This is a genomic window from Paraburkholderia sp. J7 (assembly GCF_905220155.1).
Lineage (GTDB): Bacteria > Pseudomonadota > Gammaproteobacteria > Burkholderiales > Burkholderiaceae > Paraburkholderia.
In genome coordinates this window covers 75,262-88,896 of record NZ_CAJMYZ010000006.1, presented here as the reverse complement: position 1 = coordinate 88,896, position 13,635 = coordinate 75,262, and the positions used below count along the sequence as shown (strand labels likewise).

At 64.9% G+C, this 13,635-nt stretch carries 11 protein-coding genes; 8 read left to right on the top strand and 3 right to left on the bottom strand.

The window, feature by feature from the left end; all coding sequences use genetic code 11:
* Positions 1-7: 7 nt before the first annotated feature.
* The gene (gene uraH / locus U5A58_RS11720) at positions 8-361 is read right to left on the bottom strand and encodes a hydroxyisourate hydrolase (RefSeq protein ID WP_321908690.1); all 354 of its coding nucleotides are present in this window, start codon (positions 359-361) and stop codon (positions 8-10) included.
* A 598-nt stretch (positions 362-959) separates the two neighbouring features.
* Between uraH and U5A58_RS11715 the strand changes: the two genes are divergently transcribed.
* Entirely contained in the window at positions 960-2,360 is a 1,401-nt protein-coding gene (locus U5A58_RS11715) for an 8-oxoguanine deaminase (RefSeq protein ID WP_321961579.1), read from the top strand.
* A gap of 71 nt (positions 2,361-2,431) precedes the next feature.
* Here U5A58_RS11715 and U5A58_RS11710 read toward each other — a convergent pair whose 3' ends face one another.
* A complete protein-coding gene (locus tag U5A58_RS11710; protein WP_158757707.1) occupies positions 2,432-3,364 on the bottom strand; it encodes a LysR substrate-binding domain-containing protein in 933 nt (310 codons plus the stop codon).
* A gap of 267 nt (positions 3,365-3,631) precedes the next feature.
* Between U5A58_RS11710 and U5A58_RS11705 the strand changes: the two genes are divergently transcribed.
* The 4 genes from U5A58_RS11705 (at position 3,632) to U5A58_RS11690 (ending at position 8,585) form a co-directional block, all read left to right on the top strand.
* A complete protein-coding gene (locus U5A58_RS11705; protein WP_321961578.1) occupies positions 3,632-5,257 on the top strand; it encodes an ABC transporter ATP-binding protein in 1,626 nt (541 codons plus the stop codon).
* A 66-nt stretch (positions 5,258-5,323) separates the two neighbouring features.
* The gene (locus U5A58_RS11700) at positions 5,324-6,430 is read left to right on the top strand and encodes an ABC transporter permease (RefSeq protein WP_321961577.1); all 1,107 of its coding nucleotides are present in this window, start codon (positions 5,324-5,326) and stop codon (positions 6,428-6,430) included.
* A gap of 39 nt (positions 6,431-6,469) precedes the next feature.
* The gene (locus U5A58_RS11695; protein ID WP_321961576.1) at positions 6,470-7,399 is read left to right on the top strand and encodes an ABC transporter permease; all 930 of its coding nucleotides are present in this window, start codon (positions 6,470-6,472) and stop codon (positions 7,397-7,399) included.
* Between the two features lie 100 nt (positions 7,400-7,499).
* Positions 7,500-8,585 carry a BMP family ABC transporter substrate-binding protein gene (locus U5A58_RS11690; RefSeq protein WP_321908682.1) on the top strand — a complete coding sequence of 362 codons (1,086 nt, stop codon included), beginning with the start codon at positions 7,500-7,502 and terminating at the stop codon, positions 8,583-8,585.
* Positions 8,586-8,757: 172 nt separating this feature from the next.
* Here U5A58_RS11690 and U5A58_RS11685 read toward each other — a convergent pair whose 3' ends face one another.
* The gene (locus U5A58_RS11685) at positions 8,758-8,967 is read right to left on the bottom strand and encodes a dodecin (protein ID WP_158757712.1); all 210 of its coding nucleotides are present in this window, start codon (positions 8,965-8,967) and stop codon (positions 8,758-8,760) included.
* A 188-nt stretch (positions 8,968-9,155) separates the two neighbouring features.
* Here U5A58_RS11685 and U5A58_RS11680 point away from each other — a divergent pair, with 188 nt between their 5' ends.
* The 3 genes from U5A58_RS11680 (at position 9,156) to U5A58_RS11670 (ending at position 13,484) form a co-directional block, all read left to right on the top strand.
* On the top strand, positions 9,156-10,055 hold the full coding sequence (locus tag U5A58_RS11680; protein ID WP_321961575.1) for an NAD(P)-dependent oxidoreductase: 900 nt from the start codon (positions 9,156-9,158) through the stop codon (positions 10,053-10,055).
* A 210-nt stretch (positions 10,056-10,265) separates the two neighbouring features.
* Complete coding sequence (locus tag U5A58_RS11675; RefSeq protein WP_321961574.1) at positions 10,266-11,858, top strand: ABC-F family ATPase; 1,593 nt, start codon at positions 10,266-10,268, stop codon at positions 11,856-11,858.
* Positions 11,859-12,050: 192 nt separating this feature from the next.
* Complete coding sequence (locus U5A58_RS11670) at positions 12,051-13,484, top strand: aldehyde dehydrogenase family protein (protein ID WP_321961573.1); 1,434 nt, start codon at positions 12,051-12,053, stop codon at positions 13,482-13,484.
* The last annotated feature ends 151 nt before the right edge of the window (positions 13,485-13,635 follow it).

The window sequence follows — 13,635 nt, the reverse complement described above, 5'->3', positions numbered from 1 at the left end:
TTGCCGCTCAGCTGCCCCGATACGTGCTGTACGACCACGGCGAAACGAGTAGCGGAACGTGGTAATGCGAGCCGGCGTCGGCGATGCCGAAGCGCAGCACGACACGGTCGACGAAGCGCGGCTCGGGCACATTCGCGCCTAAGGCGGCGAAGTAGTCGCCAGCGTGGAACACGAGTTCGTATTCGCCTTTGGCGAGCGCCTCGCCTTCGAGCAGCGGCGCGTCGCAGCGGCCGTCGTCATTGGTGGTCACGGTCTTGAGCGCGCGGCGTGCGTCGCCCGAGAGCGCAAAGAGCTCGACCTTGATGCCCGCGCCGGGACGGCCGTTCGCGGTGTCGAGCACGTGGGTAGTCAGCTTGCCCATTCGCAGTTTTCCTTGTGAGTGCCTGGTGCGATTGCGAGGTTTCAGCGGCAGCTCTCGATCCCATGCATGATGCATTGCGGCGGATCGAGGCTCCACGTCAGTGGCTACATACCCGTCGGCGGATCGAAGCGAGCGCCGTGAACGCATTTTAAGAACGATCGCCCCCGGCGAGCGCGAGCGATAGGAAAGATAAATCCGCGAGCATGAGGGTACGCCCTGGGTGCCGCGTGGGTGCCACATGGGTCCAATCGCCGAATGCGCCCTGGATCGAAGCAGCGCCCCTTGTTTGCATCGTAGCGACGCCAAAAATCGACCTTTATATGCGTGGCGTAAATGTGGGTATCGCAGTGGCGCGAATTGCCATGACTATTTTGGTTGCGGATCGTAGAGGCCATGCGCAGCGCGTGCTGCGCGTCCCGAAGACGGCGGTGGACGCCGGGTAACCGGGCCAGCGGCGTCCTCGTCGGGACGCGTCGGCACCGGGCGCCTGGGCGACCGGCGAGGCCGGCGGGTGAGGCGAGGGCGTCTGGTTCACACGCCGCGCGAGCGAGAAGGGCTAAGCGCTCGCGGCGGCACGACAACGGAGCGAACAAGGACGATGGAACGCACACTCGCACAGGGCCAGGACCCGCAAAAGACCGGCAAGACCTTACTGGTGAAAAACGCCGACATGCTGGTGACGATGGACGGCGCCCGCCGCGAAATTCGCGGCGGCGGTCTCTATATCGAAGGCAACCGTATCGTCGCGGTCGGCCCGACGGCGGAGTTGCCCGCCACGGCCGACGAGGTGATCGACGCGAGCGGCCACCTCGTGACGCCGGGCCTCATCAATACGCATCACCACATGTACCAGAGCCTCACGCGGGCCGTGCCGGCCGCGCAGGACGCCGAACTGTTCGGCTGGCTCACGAATCTGTACAAGGTATGGGCGAACCTCACGCCCGAGATGATCGAGGTCTCCACGCTCACGGCAATGTCGGAACTGCTGCTCTCGGGCTGCACGACGTCGAGCGATCATCTGTACATCTACCCGAACGGAAGTCGTCTGGACGACAGCATTCGCGCGGCGCAACGCATCGGCATGCGCTTTCATGCGAGCCGCGGCAGCATGAGCGTCGGGCAGAAGGATGGCGGCTTACCGCCCGATTCCGTGGTCGAGCGCGAAGACGCGATTCTCGCCGACACGCAGCGCCTCATCGAGACGTATCACGACGAGGGCCGGTACGCGATGCTGCGCGTCGTGGTGGCGCCATGCTCGCCGTTCTCGGTGAGCCGCGATCTGATGCGCGAATCGGCGGTGCTCGCGCGGCACTACGGCGTGTCGATGCACACGCATCTCGCCGAGAACGTGAACGACATTGCTTACAGCCGCGAAAAGTTCGGCATGACGCCCGCCGAATACGCCGAGGATCTCGGCTGGGTGGGCCGCGACGTATGGCATGCGCACTGCGTACAGCTCGACGACCACGGCATCGGTTTGTTCGGCAGGACCGGCACGGGCGTCGCGCATTGCCCGTGCTCGAACATGCGGCTCGCCTCGGGCATCGCGCCTGTGAAGAAGATGCGGCTCGCGGGCGTGCCGGTTGGACTTGGCGTGGATGGCTCGGCGTCGAACGACGGCGCGCAGATGGTGGCCGAAGCGCGTCAGGCCATGCTCCTTGCGCGCGTGGGTTTCGGCCCGGACGCCATGACGGCGCGCGAAGCGCTCGAAATCGCGACGCTGGGCGGCGCGCAGGTGCTGGGCCGCGACGACATTGGCGCGCTCGCGCCCGGCATGGCGGCCGACTTCGTGGCGTTCGACTTGCGCCAGCCGCTTTTCGCCGGGGCGCTGCACGATCCGGTCGCGGCGCTGGTGTTTTGCGCACCCTCGCAGGTCGCGCTGAGCGTGATCGGCGGGCGCGTGGTCGTGAAGGAGGGCGTGTTGCAGACGGTGGAGCTCGGGCCGGTCATCGAGCGGCACAACCGACTCGCGGCGCAGCTCGTGGAGATGGCGCGCTAAGTAAGGTCAGCGCGCAACGCACAAGGGTGTAGAAACAGTCAGGCGGCCGCAGCAACTTGCGGCCGTGATACTCAAGGCTTGTCGATCAGCGTCTTCGTCGCTTCGGCGATGAGGCTGCGCAACCAGCGTACTTCATCCGAGTAATGACAGCGTTCGTGCCACAACTGGTAGTACTGCATCGGCGGGAAGTCGAGCGGCGCGGGCACGACCGTGAGCGGCAGGAAGCGCGCATAGTGGTCGGCGAAAAGGCGCGTGGTCGTGAAGACCAGGTCCGATTTGACGAGCACGTAGGGCGCGAGATTGAAGTACGGGAGCGTAACGACCACGTGGCGCTTGAGGCGCTCGCGGGCGAGGTGCACGTCGATGGCGCCGCGCTGGCCCACGGAATAGGGCGTCGGCGCGAGATGCGGCGCGTTCAGGTACTGGTCGAGCGTGAGCCCGCCGCGCTTGGCGAACGGGTGCGTGTTGCTCATCAGGCAAACGATCTGGTCGACGAACAGGTTCGAGAGGTGCAGCTGCTCGGGCGGTTCGGGCCAGTTGCCGATGACGATATCGAGCTTGCCTTCCTCGAGCGCGAGCTCGTAGTCGAACGCGGGCCCGAGCGAGTGGAACTCGAGCGTGGCGTTGGGCGCGGCCTGACGAAAGCGCTCGACCACGGTCGGCACGAACAGGACGTTCAGATAGTCAGGACAGCCAATCCGATAGCAGCGGATGGAAGTGGCGGGATCGAAATTGTGTTGCTGGAAGCGGATGCGCTCGATCTCGCGCAGCGCGTTCTGAACGGGTTCGAGCAGGCGCAGGCCGTACTCGGTCGGCACCATGCCGGACTTGCCGCGCACGAGGAGCGGGTCGCCGGTGATGTCGCGCAGACGCCGCAGCGCCGCGCTGATTGCGGGCTGGGACTGATTGAGCTTGACGGCCGCGCGTGTCACGCTGCGCTCCATCAGAAGCGTGTGCAAGACGCGCAAGAGGTACGTGTCGATCGCCTCGCGTTGCTGACTCATGAATTCTCCGAATTATATGTTCTGGCTGATCGATGGGGCTTGGGGGTATATCGTTTTTAATATGGACAAAAAGTGACGTCAAGCGAGGCTTACCCCGAGACATTTGCCGGGCGGCCCGTGCAGCGAGGCAACAGCGATTTTTGGCGGCTCGACCTTCGGGGGGCTAACAGGTATCGTCACCCCCGCACGGCGGCGCACGGCGCCTGGGCAAAGCGGTAAGCATCAAACGGTTTTCGGACAGCAATAACGTACAACGGCGGAACCTCCATGGGTGATTCTTCTTCACGTCAGGCAACGCGTGCGCAGGATGGCAGCGGCGTGCCGCGCCTCGCGCTTGCCGGCATCACCAAGCAATACCCGGCGGTGCGCGCGAACGACGACGTCACACTCTCGGTCGCGCCGGGCGAAATACACGCCTTGCTCGGCGAAAACGGCGCGGGCAAGAGCACGCTCATGAAGATCGTCTACGGCGCGGTGCGCCCGGACGCAGGCGAGATTCGCTGGGAAGGCCAGGCCGTCGAAATCGCGAATCCGGCTGCGGCGCGCAAGCTCGGCATCGGCATGGTGTTCCAGCATTTTTCGTTGTTCGAAACGCTGACCGTTGGCGAGAACATCGCGCTTTCGCTCGACGAACCGTTCGACCTGAAAACGCTCGGCAAACGCATTCGCGAGGTGTCGGCGCAATACGGCCTCGATGTCGATCCGCAGCGCCACGTGCATAGCCTCACGGTGGGCGAGCGACAGCGTGTGGAGATCGTGCGCTGCCTGCTGCAGAACCCGCGTCTTCTGATCATGGACGAGCCGACTTCGGTGCTCACGCCGCAAGCCGTGCGCAAGCTGTTCGGCACACTGCGGCGGCTGGCCTCCGAAGGCTGCAGCATTCTCTATATCAGCCACAAGCTCGACGAAATCCAGGAGCTTTGCGACACGGCCACCGTGCTGCGCGGCGGCAAGGTCACGGGCCACGTCATTCCGCGCGAAGAAACGCATGCGTCGCTCGCGCGGTTGATGGTCGGGCGCGAACTGCCCGATTACACGCGGCGCGCACACACGCCTGGTGACGTGCTACTCGAGGCAAAGCATCTGTCGATGCCGAGCGACGACCCGTTCGGCACGTCGCTCAACGACGTATCGTTCAGCGTGCATGCCGGCGAGATTCTCGGCATTGCCGGCGTCTCGGGCAACGGCCAGGCGGAATTGCTCGCGGCGCTCTCGGGCGAGGCGCAAGCGGCACGCCATGGCGTGAGCGCCGATGCGGTCAAGATTTGCGGCAAGGCTGCAGGACGGCTTTCCGCCGGCGCGCGCCGCAAGCTCGGCTTCGCGTTCGTGCCGGAGGAGCGGCTGGGGCGCGGCGCGGTGCCGGCCATGTCGCTTGCCGAGAACGCCTTGCTCACGGCGCACCGCGAAGGCATGGTGCGCTCGGGGTGGCTCAAGACCGGCGCGATGCGCGCGTTCGCCGAGCGCTGCATCGGTGCGTTCGATGTGCGCTGCGGCGGCCCGGACGCGCTCGCGCAAAGCCTCTCGGGCGGCAATCTGCAGAAGTACATCGTGGGGCGCGAGATTCTCCAGGCGCCGAAGGTGCTCGTGGTCGCACAGCCCACCTGGGGCGTGGACGTGGGCGCGGCGGCGTTCATCCGTCAGCAGTTGCTCGACCTTTCGGCGCGCGGTGTGGCGATACTCGTGATCTCGGAAGAACTGGAAGAACTGTTCGACATCTGCGACCGCATTGCCGTGCTCGCAGGCGGACGCCTTTCGCCCGCACGTTTGACTGGCGAGACGAACGCCGAGGAAATCGGCCGCTGGATGGCGGGGCTCTTTGGCGAGCGCACCGAACATGGAGGCGGCGGCCGGCCGAACGGCGAGCCGCCCGCGCAGACCGTGGCGAACGCCTGATATGCGTCACAGAACGACACGCGCACGCTGATAAACCACTCGAGACCCCCCACCGATTTCACGACCATGATCTTCCCGTACCGACTCGAAGCCCGCACGACGCCCTCGCGCACAGTGCGCATCGCCGTGCCGGTCATTGCGGCGCTGCTCACGCTCGCGATTGGCTTCCTGATCTTCGGCCTCGTGGGCCGCGATCCCTTGCAGGCTATGCACGCGTTCTTCATCGAACCGCTTTCGAGCGTCAACGGCTGGTCCGAACTGTTGCTCAAAGCCTCGCCGCTCTGCCTGATCGCGCTCGGTCTCGCGGCGGGTTATCGCGCCAACGTGTGGAACATCGGTGCGGAAGGGCAGATGGTGCTGGGCGGCATCGCGGCGAGCGGCGTGGCGATCTACTTCGATCAATCCTCGGGCTGGTGGATTCTCTTCCTGATGATGTTCGCGGGCGTGCTGGGCGGCATGGCGTGGGCGGCGATTCCCGCGTGGCTCAAGAGCCGCTTCAACACCAACGAAATTCTCACGAGCCTCATGCTCACCTACGTCGCCACGCAACTGCTGATCTGGCTCGTGAGCGGGCCTTGGCGCGACCCGCAAGGCATGAACTTTCCGCTCTCCGAAATGTTCAGCGGCGACGCGCTTTATCCGACCTTCGGCGGCGACTGGCGCATCCACTGGCTGCGCGGCACGCGCCTGAACGCGTCGATCTTCCTCACGCTCGCGGCCATTCCGCTCGTTTGGCTCTTCATGCGCCGCAGCTTCGCGGGCTACCGTATGAGCGTGGGCGGCCTCGCGCCGCTCGCCGCGCGTTACGCGGGCTTCTCGGAGAAAAAGACGATCTGGACGTCGCTGCTGCTTTCGGGCGGCCTCGCGGGGCTCGCTGGCATGGGCGAAATTGCCGGCCCCATTGGCCAACTGCAGGCGACGTGGTCGCCGGGCTATGGCTTCACGGCGATCATCGTCGTGTTCGTCGGGCGGCTGCATCCGGTCGGTATCGTGCTCGCGAGCCTCTTGATGGCGCTGCTCTACCTGGGCGGCGAAGCGGTGCAGACATCGCTGCAGTTGCCGCAGGCGCTTTCCGGCGTCTTTCAGGGGCTGCTGCTTTTCTGTCTGCTCGGCGCGGACCTGTTCGTGAACTATCGCGTGCGCCGCCATCATCCGGTCGCCGCTGCGAACTGATCAGCGCAACCCTGAGAACAACGAAACAGGCCACACGATATGGATATCCAGCAAGCCAGCTCGCTCGCCTCGAGCGCCGTCACCGCCGCCATCCCGCTCATGTTTGCGGGCGTGGGCGAACTCGTCACCGAGAAGTCGGGGGTCCTAAATCTCGGCGTGGAAGGGATGATGCTGATGGGCGCCGTGACGGGCTACGCGGTCACGACGATTACCGGCAGCCCGTGGCTCGGCCTGATCGCGGGCATGGCCGCAGGTGTGGTGATGGCGCTGCTGTTCGGCTTTCTCGTGCTCACCATGCTCGCCAACCAGGTCGCGACAGGGCTCTCGCTCACGATCTTCGGCGTCGGGCTTTCGGCATATGTCGGCAAACCGTACACGTCGGCCGCCACGTCGGCGACCATCGCGGCCTGGCCGATTCCGGGCCTCTCGCAACTGCCGGTGGTCGGGCAGGCGTTCTTCAGCCTCACGCCGGTCGATTACCTCGCGTTCATCATGTTCGCCGTGGTCGGCTGGTTTCTCTATCGCACGCGCGCCGGACTCGTGCTGCGCTCGGTGGGCGAGTCGCCGCAGGTTGCGCATTCCGTAGGCTTTCCCGTGATTGGCGTGCGCTATGGCGCGACGGCGTTCGGTGGCGCCATGGCGGGGCTCGCAGGCAGCTATTACTCCGTGGTGCAGTTGCATTTGTGGCAGGAGCAAATCACGGCAGGGCGCGGCTGGATTGCACTTGCGCTCGTCGTGTTCGCGACGTGGCGTCCTGGGCGTCTCTTGATCGGCGCGTTGCTCTTTGGCGCGGTCACGGGTGCGCAGTTTTACGCGCAGGCCGTGGGCGTGCCGGTGCCCACGCAGTTCCTCGCCATGCTGCCGTACGTCGCGACGATCGTCGTGCTCGTGCTCATTTCGCGCAACCCGAACACGATCCGCCTGAACGCACCGGCTTCGCTTGGCAAGCCGTTTTTTGGGGCTGCCTAGGCGGCCGCAGGTAGCCGCGAAGCATGTAGTGGCAGTACGGAATACTAAACAACACGCATTAAATGCTCGCCGTTTTCCAATCCACGACAGGAGATCCACGATGAAAAAAACCATCCTGACCGCTTTCGCCGTCGCCGCCACGTGCGGCACGGCGGCGCTCGCGCCCGCGGCCCACGCCGCCGATGCGCCGGGCGTCGCGTTTGTCTACCTCGGCAATCCGGGCGATGCCGGCTGGACCTTCGCGCACGATCAGGGCTCGAAGGCCGCCGAGCAGAAGTTCGGCAACAAGATCAAGATCACGCGCGTGGAAAACGTGCCGGAATCGGCGGACTCGGAGCGCGTGTTCCGGGATCTCGCCAACAAGGGCAACAAGATCATTTTCGGCACGAGCTTCGGTTATCAGGACTTCCAGCTCAAGGTAGCGAAGGATTTCCCGGACACCGTGTTCCTCCACGCAACGGGCTACAAGAAGGCGCCGAACTTCGGCACCTATGACGTGCGCATGTATCAGGGCGCGTATCTCGCGGGCGTCGCGGCAGGCTACGCGACGAAGACGAACACGCTCGGCTTCGTCGCCTCGGTGCCGATTCCCGAGGTCGTACGCAACATCAACGCGTACACGCTCGGCGCGCGCTCGGTGAATCCGAAGGTGCACACCAAGGTCATCTGGATCAACAGCTGGTTCGATCCGGGCAAGGAGAAGCAGGCGGCTGAAACGCTGATCGGCCAGGGCGCCGACGTGCTGCTCCAGAACACCGACTCGAGCGCCACGCTCGCGACGGCCGAAGAGAAGCACGTCCACGCATTCGGCTGGGATTCGAACATGAAGAAGTTCGGCCCGAACGCGCACCTCGGCTCGGTCGAGGCGAACTGGGGCGTGTACTACGTCGCCGTGATCCAGCAGGTGCTCGACGGCAAGTGGAAGAACGACCCCGTGTGGTGGGGCATCCCGCAGAAGGCCGTCGATCTCGGCGACGTCAACACATCCGAACTGTCGGCTGACGCGCAAAAGGCCGTTGCCACGAAGCGCGATCAAATCGCGAGCGGCAAGTGGGACGTCTTCACGGGCCCGATCAAGGATCAGGCGGGCGCAGTCAAGATTCCGGCCGGCAAATCGCTGACCGATCCGGAACTGCAACGCCTGAACTGGTACGTCGAAGGCGTGGACGGCTCGCTGCCGAAATAAGTATCGGGTGAGCGCACGTGCCGTCTCACACGGCGGCGCGTGCGCTTTCTTCGTACGATTTCGACATGCGTACGCGAAACGGCTGCGTGTAGCCCGCGAGGCTCGCGCAGCCGTTTTGCCTTGATCGTCATGCGGCAGGCGATGCGCCGACGCGGCCAGAAGCCGCGACGCGTCAGTCGTCGATGCGGATGCCCACCTTGATCGTGACCTGCCAGTGCGAGATTTGATCGTTTTCGATCAGCCCGCGCGTTTCCACGACTTCGAACCAGTGCAGATAACGCAGTGTCTTCGACGCTCGTGCAATCGCGCAGCGGATGGCGTCGTCGCTCGATACCTTCGACGAGCCGGTCAGTTCGATCTGCTTGTAGACGTGGTCGCTCATGGCAGTGTCTCCTCGGGAGCACGCGCGACGTGGGCGCGTCAATCGAGTATAGGCAACGGAGTGCCAGCGCCAACATGAACGGTTCCGGCGCCGGTTATGATGGCGCCTCGCGTGAAGCCGGGCATCGAGCGTGTCCGGCAGGAACGGGCGCAACACGCCGGCAACAGAGGAAGCAGGAGACGAAAAGCATGAATGAGCAGGTACTGGGTTTTTGCGGACCGGGGCTGATGGGCGCACCGATGATCCGTCATTTGCTGCGTGCCGGGCACGCGGTGCGAGTGTGGAACCGGACGCCCGCGAAGGCCGCGGCGTTGATCGCCGACGGTGCGCAAGTGGCCGCGACACCCGGCGAACTGGCGCGCGAGGCCGATGTGGTGCTGCTGTGTGTCGCCGATGCGGCGGCGGTCGAGCAGGTGGTGTTCGGCGAGCACGGCCTTTTGGCCGCTGCGTCGGGCGAAAGCGTGCGCGTACGCTGCATCGTCGATCACTCGAGCATTCCTCCGGACGCAACGCAAAGGCTCGCAGAGCGCGCGGCGGCGTTCGGCGTGGGTTGGGTCGACGCACCGGTCTCGGGCGGCGTGGCGGGCGCACAGAACGGCACGCTGGCGATCATGGCGGGCGGCGCGGCGGCCGACGTCGCCGCCGTTGCGCCGATCCTGGCTGCCTACTCGGCGCGCGTGACCCATATGGGCGGCGCGGGCGCGGGCCAGACCACCAAGCTGTGCAACCAGGCGATCGTCACGGCCACCGTCGCCGCGATTGCCGAAGCGGTCAGCCTCGCGCGGCGCAGCGGCATCGACGCGGCCAAGCTGCCCGAGGCGCTTGCGGGCGGCTGGGCCGATTCGACGTTGCTGCGCACGTTCGTGCCGCGCATGACGCAGGACGGGCTCGAACCTATCGGCGCGCTCAAGACGTTCCAGAAGGACGTGGACACGATCGCCGCTGCGGCCGCGCAGACCGGCACGCCCATGCCCGTTTCGGGCACGGTCCAGCAATTGCTGCGTCTGGCCGCGGCCATGGGCCTCGCGCAGGCCGATTTTTCGGGCTTCGTCGACGTATTGCAGACGCCTCGCACCGGCGAATCCTGAGTCGCGCGGGTGCCTGCAGGTGCCCGCAAGCGTTGTGGCCCCGTTGTAACCGGCGCGCACGGCCGGCTTCATATTCCTCACTTCTAGCCGTGTCATGCTGCGCAGAGCAGGGCCGACCCAGAGCCGCCCGCGCGGCTGGAACTCGCGCGCGAAGTGGCATAACCTGCTAAAATTACAGGTTTTTCGTCGATCTACTTACCGGGACGCGCTGTGCTCTCTACCGCCAACATCACCATGCAATTCGGGCCGAAGCCCTTGTTCGAGAACATCTCGGTCAAATTCGGCGAAGGCAACCGCTATGGCCTGATCGGCGCGAACGGTTGCGGCAAATCCACGTTCATGAAGATCCTCGGTGGCGACCTCGAGCAGAGCTCGGGCAACGTCATCCTCGAGCCGAACGTGCGTCTGGGCAAGCTGCGCCAGGACCAGTTCGCGTATGAAGACGTGCGCGTGCTCGACGTCGTCATGATGGGCCACACGGAAATGTGGGCCGCGATGACCGAGCGCGACGCGATCTACGCGAACCCCGAGGCCACCGACGACGACTACATGCACGCCGCCGAACTCGAAGCGAAGTTCGCCGAGTACGACGGCTACACGGCCGAAGCGCGCGCGGGCGAACTGCTGCTCGGCATCGGCATTGGCACGGATTTCCACAACGGCCCGATGAGCGGTGTGGCGCCGGGCTGGAAGCTGCGCGTGCTGCTCGCGCAGGCGCTGTTCTCGAAGCCCGATGTTCTGCTGCTCGACGAACCGACCAACAACCTCGACATCAACTCGATCCGCTGGCTGGAAGACGTTCTGAACGAGTACAACTCGACGATGATCATCATCTCCCACGATCGACACTTCCTGAACCAGGTCTGCACGCACATGGCGGACATGGACTACGGCACGCTGAAGGTCTGGCCGGGCAACTACGACGACTACATGCTGGCGTCGACGCAGGCGCGCGAGCGTCAGCAGGCCGCGAATCAGAAGGCCAAGGAACGTGTGGCCGATCTTCAGGACTTTGTGCGCCGCTTCTCGGCGAACAAGTCGAAGGCGCGCCAGGCCACCAGCCGTCTGAAGATGATCGACAAGATCAAGATCGAGGACTTCAAGCCCTCTTCGCGTCAGAACCCGTTCATCCGCTTCGAGTTCGAGAAGAAGCTGCACAACATCGTCGTGGTCGCGGAAGAAATCACGAAGACGTACGAGCGCCGCATCTTCAACAAGCTCAGCATCAGCGTGCAGCCGGGCGAGCGCATCGCGATCATCGGCGAGAACGGCGCGGGCAAGACCACGCTGCTGCGCTCGCTGCTGGGCAACCTGGCTGTCGACAACGGCTCGGTGAAGTGGGCGGAGAACGCGAGCGTGGGCTACATGCCGCAGGACACGTACGAAGAGTTCCCGGCCGACGTCACGCTCATGGACTGGATCGACCAGTACCGCCAGGAAGGCGACGACGAGCAGTCGGTGCGCGGCACGCTCGGCCGCCTGCTGTTCAACGCCGACGACATCAGGAAGTCGGTGAAGGTGCTGTCGGGCGGGGAAAAGGGCCGCATGATCTGGGGCAAGCTGATGCTCGGCCGCCACAACGTGCTGCTCATGGACGAGCCCACGAACCACATGGACATGGAGTCGATCGAGTCGCTGCAGATCGCGCTCGAAAAGTTCGAAGGCACGCTGGTTTTCGTGTCGCACGACCGCGAGTTCGTGAATGGCCTCGCCAACCGCATCATCGAGGTGAAGACCGACGGCACGGTCAAGGACTACAGCGGCAACTACGAAGATTTCCTGGCGAGCCAGGGGCTGCATTGAGGCTCGATCGCTGATCGGGGCGTGAAATGAAAACGGGCGGCGCGTGAGCGTCGCCCGTTTTGTTTTTCCGGCGTCGTATCGCGCCACCTGCACGCCGGCTTTACGTATGCGTCAACCACGCTAGAATGCACTGTCGCCGCGGCAAGCGCCGCGATGAAATCGCAAACGAATACGGAGACAGGAGCACCGCCCATGAACAACTACGCGCAGTTCTACATCAACGGCCAATGGGTCGCCCCGCAAGGCAAGGGCACGATCGACGTGATCGACTCGGGCACCGAAACGGTGATGGGGCGGATTCCCGAAGGAATCGAAGCCGACGCCGAAGCCGCCGTCGCCGCCGCGCGCGCCGCTTTCGACGGCTGGGCCGCGACGCCGCCCGCCGAGCGCGGAGCTTATCTGCAGAAAATCGCTGACAACCTCAAGGCCCGCACCGACGAACTCGCGCAATTGATCGCTGGCGAAGTGGGCATGCCGCTCAAGCTCGCGCGCGCCATCCAGGTGGGCGGCCCGGTCTACAACTGGGGTGCTTACGCGAAGCTCGCAAGCGACTTCCAGTACGAAGAGCGCGTGGGCAACTCGCTCGTCGTGCGCGAACCGGTGGGCGTCGTCGCGGCCATCACGCCGTGGAACTATCCGCTCAACCAGATCACGCTCAAGGTCGCCGCCGCTCTCGCCGCGGGCTGCACCGTCGTGCTCAAGCCTTCCGAGGTCGCGCCGCTCAACGCATTCGTGCTTGCCGAGGCCATCCATGAGGCAGGCCTGCCCGCGGGTGTGTTCAACCTCGTGACGGGCTACGGCCCGGTGGTGGGCGAGGTGCTCGCGCGCCATCCGGACGTCGACATGGTGTCGTTTACCGGCTCGACGCGCGCGGGCAAGCGCGTGTCGGAAGTCGCATCGGCCACGGTCAAGCGCGTTGCGCTGGAACTGGGCGGCAAGTCGGCCTCCGTGGTGCTCGACGACGCCGACTTTGCGGCCGCCGTGAAGGGCACGGTAGGCGCATGCTTCCTGAATTCGGGGCAGACCTGCTCGGCGCACACGCGCATGATCGTGCCGGAATCACGCTACGAAGAAGCGCGAGACCTGGCGAAGCAGGCCGCAGAGGCATTCACCGTGGGTGACCCGCGCGACGAGAAATCGAAGCTCGGTCCGCTCGCCTCGAAGGTGCAGCAGGAGCGCGTGCTCCACTACATCGAGCGCGGCATGGCCGACGGCGCCGAGCTCGTGACGGGCGGTCCCGGCATGCCGGAAGGCGTGACACAGGGTTTCTTCGTGAAGCCGACCGTGTTTGGCCGCGTGCCGCGCGACGCGGCCATCGCGCAGGAGGAGATCTTCGGGCCGGTGCTCACGATTCTCACTGCGAAGGATGAGGACGACGCCGTGGCGATCGCCAACGACTCACTGTATGGCCTTGGCGGCGCGGTTTGGGCCGGCAGCGACGAGCGCGCGATGCGCGTGGCGCGCCGCATTCGTACTGGCCAGATCGACATTAACGGCGGCACATGGAACATGGCCGCGCCGTTCGGCGGCTTCAAGCAGTCCGGACACGGCCGCGAAAACGGCGCGTACGGCCTCGAGGAGTACCTCGAATACAAATCGATGCAGTTCAAGCTGCCGAAGGGCTGATGAGGCATCTCGTCGCGCGCTATCGCAAATCTTTTAGTGCGACGTGTTGATGTAAATCATGATCGCGGACTTCTTCACAGATGTCCGCGTTTTTGTTTGATGCATGTCAATGTCATATGTGGGGTACGCGCGACCATAGGCGCTTTGTCAT